Consider the following 5,834-nt stretch of genomic DNA (forward strand, 5'->3'; position numbering starts at 1 on the left):
CGAGCACGGCCTCGCTGCCGACGAAACCGGATTGTTCGATCACCCTTCCATCCATATCGGCAATGGAATAGCTGACCTCGCTTTCATTCCCGGGGATGGAGATCGTAACCAGGTCATCGGCAGGGTTGGGATAAAGCTCAATTGCAGCTTTTTCTGATTGCATGTTTGTTTCATCAATGACAATTTCATCACCGGATTTCAAACCATATTCAACCTTCACATGGTCAAACCACGCCATCGAAGTGCGGGTAGCCAGCACGCTCTCGGTGAAAATACCAGCCTGGATGCAACTTCCCATGCTGATGGTTCCGCTGTACCGCTGTTGCCAGGTGGTGCCGTTGTATGAGGTAAAGACCTTGAAGTTGCTGCCGTTGCGCTGGATCTTCATCCAGCGGATCAACTGGGCTACCTGGCTCAGGTTGCGCATGGCTTTGTTTTCGGTGGTGCGGTAGCCAATGATCACGTTCGGATTGTAAAGCCTCGTTTTGAAAAGGATAGCTTTTGAACCGGGCGAACAGCTTTGGCGCATCATCACACCTGCCCATCCACCGTTTTCCACTTCAGCCAGGCGGGCAATTACGGTAACCTGATTGCCACACATCTCCTGGTAAACAAAATGATGCACATCGTTGAGTGTGGAAGATAGCCCCGTGGCTGTCAGATTAAAGGTCGGGTTGGTTGGGGAAAAATCATAATCCCCGGTTCCGTTGGCTGTCGGATGTGTGTCACACTCTTTCCATGGCGCCGGAATGCCCGCCACAAACACATTGGCTGTATTGGAAGCCTCGTTTCCGTGAATATCCGTCACGGTGAGCGTTACCGTATTGTTTCCCTTATCAGCCAGCGTAAATGTGTCTTTATCAAGTTCATAGGTAGCAATGGCGCAATTGTCCGTTGATCCGTTGTCAATATCACCTGGAACGATGGCGGCATTTCCGCTCATATCCAGTTGGATGCTGATATTCTTGGTAATCACAATTGGGTTCTCATTGTCGGTTACGGTGATAGTTTGCAGGCAACTGCTTACATTACTATCGTCATCCTCCGCAGTCCAGGTGATGCTGGTAATTCCGACCGGATAAGGATCGGTTAGTTGCAGGTTGTCGCTTCGCAAACCAGTGATTTCGGGCTCACTGGTGCAATTATCCGTGACAGTGGCATAAGTAATGGTAACTATTGCACCACATACATTGTTGTCATTACTAACTGAAATGTTGTCCGGACAGGTTATCGTTGGCGGTTGATTGTCAACCACGGTTACATCGAATGAAACCGTTGTTGCACTGTTTGTTCCATCCGTTCCGGTTAAGGTCACAGTGGTTACACCTTTGTTGAAAAGTAATACACCGCTGCCTGTACCATCCGGAATTGTATTTCCTGAAGAAGTAAGTATTGTTGCACCGGTTGTGGAGTATCCCCACATCGAACCAGAGCAGTTGTCTACAATTGGATCGAAAATCTCAAATTCAGCAGTACATGCATTGATGGTTGTGTTCAATTCTTGAATGCTTTGATTGCAGGCATTTAATTTCAGAACTTCATCAAATGACAAGGCACGACTATACAGGCGGAAATCATCCATCATCCCTCCTGAGGGAAGGCCTGTGCTTGATGAATATGCTCCCACTTTAAAAGGCCCGGAGCCAACAATGTTTGCTGCACTTTGAGCAACTGTATTCACAAGGTCACCATCGAGATATGCCTTGATATTACCCAAACTTTGATCGTACACAAAGGTGATGGTATGCGGATCCATTGTAGCGCCACCCGGTACCAGTACATCAGTTATCCCTCCTCGCAATAACCAGTTGTCTGGCCCTGCAACTCCGTTCGTAAAGCATCTGAAACCACCTGCATTCTGATCGCCAAGTATATAAAACAAGGTCGAAGAAGTTGGAATATTTGAAGTTTTGAATGAAAGTGTCCAGGATGTACCGTTTAAATTTGGGGACCAGTGAGTATTGAGATAATCATTTGCGCTGGAACCGCCATTGCCAATTAATGAACCGTCACAGATACCGGATCCTCCCTGGCTGAGTCCGCCTATAATCGTTGCAGTTTCAGTACCTGCAGGTGGATTGGAAGCCAGGTTAATGACGCTTGTTCCTGAATCGTTAAAATGATAATACAACAATTCTGGAAAAGGCGATGTTCCGCTGAGAACCGGTGCTTCTGTATCATTCACTGTTACAGTAAAACTACAACTGGCAGTGTTACCAGAACCGTCGGTGACCCAAAAAGTATTGGTGGTTGTTCCGACAGGGAAGACCGAACCGCTTGGTAGGCCTGAGGTCTGATTTGATGTTGATTGATCAAATTCGACGATAAACTGGCCGATGCTGGTGTCAGGCAGATCATTCCACAAATAGGCACCCCAGTCGGTTGCTGCGTAGTCTTCATTATTAGCGTTATTAGGTTCACCCGGACCCCAGCTCGTATAAACTACCGGTTCGCCTGTCACCCATACCCAGTTACCCTCAACCGCTTCATCGGTAAAGCCTATCCAGCACCAGTTGCCGTACCCTGACACAAGCGCATTTTCCTCAGCACTTGAAATCGTAATAAGATGACCCCCTAAAGCGATAGCTGCTGCATTGGCCGATGACCATGTTGTTGCGAAATCCGACCTGAAATAACTATGGCCATTAAGGCCTCCAATAAATGTATAGCCAGGAAGAGAAGTGTTTATGAAGTCTGTACAATTGTCATCTATTTCCGGCAAATCGTAAATAACCACCGCACCGCAAACATCATTGTCGTTGCTCACTGTAATGTCGTCCGGGCAGTTGATTTGCGGCGGTTCATTATCATTCACCGTTACCGTGAAGGAACAATTAAGCATTCCACAAACATTTTCGGCTGTTACTACAACAGTATGAGTACCAACTTCGAAAAGATGTGGCGAGGTGATAATATTTCCTTCCAACGTATAGGTTAAAGTTGGAGCGGGTGTTCCTCCTGCCGTTGCACTAAATTCAACGGAAGCACCGCAGACTCCTACGTCATTATTAACAACAATGGGTTCAGGACAGGAAAGGGTGAGTTCTTCATAAACAAGCCAACTCACAGTATTATAGTCTGAGTTTGAACAATAACTTGCCATTCTGCGGGTGCGGATTTCCACGGCGGTTTTCCCGGTTGTGGAAATGTTTGCATCCGAAGTGTAGGTATCCCAGTTTGACCAATCGCTCCCATCGTGTGTTCTGTATTCGGTCTGGTTGGTTCCATTACCGCCTGAGCCTCCGGATAATGTGGCTTTAACGTTCGTTCCAGGACATACATGTGTAATGTTAGGATCCTTGGTGAGTGTTCCGGCAACCGGAGTTTGTTCAACTGTTATGGCCACCGAGGCACACCCACTGCTAAACTGCGAATTTGCGTAGTTCCTTGCAAAGTAGGTTGTGTTTGTCTGGGGATTAACAGTGATGGGATTACCCGTGGTTACCAGCGTACCACCACAGCTTCCGGTGTACCAATAAACAGTACCTACCTCACCAACAGCGGTCAGTTGTGTGGATGAACCATTACATACCGGATTGACAGAAGCCGTTACGGATGTGGGATCAGTTGGAGGTGGACTGCTGCTGGTTGTGAAGCTTAATTGTGATCCATACCCTGTCCCATTTGTATTTGTCGCATAAGCCCGTACATAATAAGTGGTGCCGGCACTAAGGCCGGTAATCGAACTGGAAAAACTTCCAAGGCCTGTACCATCAGAGGTATGACTACCGGCAATAGTGGGTGTGCCCGTTGTATTCCAGCAAACACCGCGGGCCGTCACAGCAGCTCCACCATCGTCAGTTACATTGCCACCGCTTGAGGCTGAACTGCCGGTAATAGAAGTAACGGCAGTAGTAGTAACAGTTGGCAATACCGATTGAAAGGCTGCTCCAAAACACATGGTAAAGATCGTGCCACCAGCACCTCCATTGTGATAGAAACTAATCCAGGTGTAAGGTTGTGTAGAATGAATTCTAATCCTTCCGCCAGCACCACCTGCTGTTTGTGGAGTACTTACGCATGTAAGAACATTGCCACTTATCGACCAGGACGATGGGCAATCGCCATACGTAAAGGATATGGAAGGCGTCCCATTACTGACAGTTACTGTAAATGCCTCGGTGGCGTTTGTACCGGCTAAATTGTATTCGATGTCATTTAAAGCAATACTGAAATCATTTCGAAATGTGGCAGGACCAGATTGGCCGGTCCAAATACTGTAAGGTTTCTCAGTTACACCACATGCTGTATATGCAGAGCTATAATAAGTAAAATTACCCGATAGGGTCTTGGTAACGGTAATTCCATTTTCGGTAAATGGAAAATCGTAGTACCCTTTTTCATTTTCACATTGACTATATAAATTTGTAAATCCTCCTATAGTTAATAAAAGAGTGATTAAAATTGATTTTTTCATATGAATTAAATTTAATTGTTGTTAAAATATTAAAATGGGTTCCAATACTTTCCAATCATTATTTTCTTTTTGTAAACTAAAACTAAAGGTTACGACCTTAGCATCGTTACTAATTTGATAATGAAATTCAAAGTTTAAGATTGCTTTATCTCCGGAAATATCGAATTTTTTAAACAAAAGAAATGCATCACTTTCATTGGACGGCTGTGCAGACATTATTTCAAACTTAACGTTTTTACCACCTTTAGTTACAACTAAATCAGGAGAAAATAAATTGGGATGCCAGTAATTAATAAAAATCTGTTTCATAATCCCATTACCGTCAGTTGGTAAATACGTTTGTAGATTTGGCAAGTCAATGCATTTTTGCAGGATTTGAGTCTGGTCTTGCCGGCTCTGTCCGAATGAACAGATGCCCGACAGTGTAATTATAATAATTAGTGCAATTGTTTTCATATTCATGTTTATTGTGGTTTTACCGTTTTTAAAAAAGTAAAGAAACTTGTCTGGTTTGTAAATTTTTATTTTCATAATCTTGTTTTTGTTGTTCAATAAAAGTAATTTGTAAACCTGTGATCCCCGCTGGTTATTCGCCAGCGGCAAGGATGCGGTCCTTTAATAATGGCATTTTTTTTCATTTTGTTAGTGATTTAATTAATTTATGAAAAATAACTCGATTTTAGCTCCATTGAACAAATTTTATCATACCTGACGGGCAAAACAGCCACAACGTTTTTTGCAACCAGTAACCCATATCCGGATTCACCTGCAAATATCGCATGGAGGTTGGATGGTCGTAAAGCACTTTCGACGCCTAAACCTATGCATGTGAAATTGAGAAAATACGCAGTAGCTCCACCTCCAGAATAGGGATTTTGTTTCAGTTGTGCGTTACTGCTAGTACCAATAACTACCACAGTGATCACCTGTGAAAATCTGGTATTAAACATGAATAATGAAAGCAATGATAAAAGTAAAAATTTAGGATTAAAGATCCTAGAGAGTTTAAAAAACATGTAACTGTTTGTTCTTACATTCACTTCTATTGAGGTATTTATTAAAAAATTGACCTGAAAAATTGAGTGTAAAAGTATGGTTAATTAAATTCTGTATCTTGTTTATTTTTAGGTATTTATTTATAAATAATGTTAAATGCAGCATTAGCCATTATTCCTGTATTTAGCATTCACCTCCTGAAAACCTGTCAGGTTTTAGAAACCTGACAGGTTTAATACGATCTACATCACCACAAGTCGCTTTGTTACAACCTCCCCTTCTATCTCCATCCTGATCACATACAACCCAGGCTTGAAGCTGCTCACATCGAGCACGGCCTCGCAGCCGATGAAACCGGATTGTTCGATCACCCTTCCATCCATATCAGTAATGGAATAGCTGACCTCGCTTTCATTTTCGG

The 5,834-nt window shown here is 43.6% G+C and carries 4 protein-coding genes; all 4 read right to left on the minus strand.

The annotated features are described in order from the left end of the window. On the minus strand, positions 1-4,417 hold a 4,417-nt coding region (locus IH598_06310), incomplete at its 3' end, for an HYR domain-containing protein (protein ID MBE0638110.1). A gap of 21 nt (positions 4,418-4,438) precedes the next feature. Further along, entirely contained in the window at positions 4,439-4,873 is a 435-nt protein-coding gene (locus tag IH598_06315) for a hypothetical protein (protein MBE0638111.1), read from the minus strand. Between the two features lie 203 nt (positions 4,874-5,076). Beyond that, positions 5,077-5,382 carry a hypothetical protein gene (locus tag IH598_06320; GenBank protein MBE0638112.1) on the minus strand — a complete coding sequence of 102 codons (306 nt, stop codon included), beginning with the start codon at positions 5,380-5,382 and terminating at the stop codon, positions 5,077-5,079. Positions 5,383-5,655: 273 nt separating this feature from the next. Beyond that, the coding region (locus IH598_06325; protein MBE0638113.1) for a T9SS type A sorting domain-containing protein at positions 5,656-5,834 on the minus strand (179 nt) is incomplete at its 5' end.

This window comes from Bacteroidales bacterium, assembly GCA_014860585.1.
Taxonomy (GTDB): domain Bacteria; phylum Bacteroidota; class Bacteroidia; order Bacteroidales; family 4484-276; genus RZYY01.

What these genes read in the sequence shown, in the direction of transcription:
- IH598_06315 (MBE0638111.1), bottom strand. Translation starts at nt 4,873, where the DNA reads ATGAAAACAATTGCACTAATTATTATAATTACACTGTCGGGCATCTGT.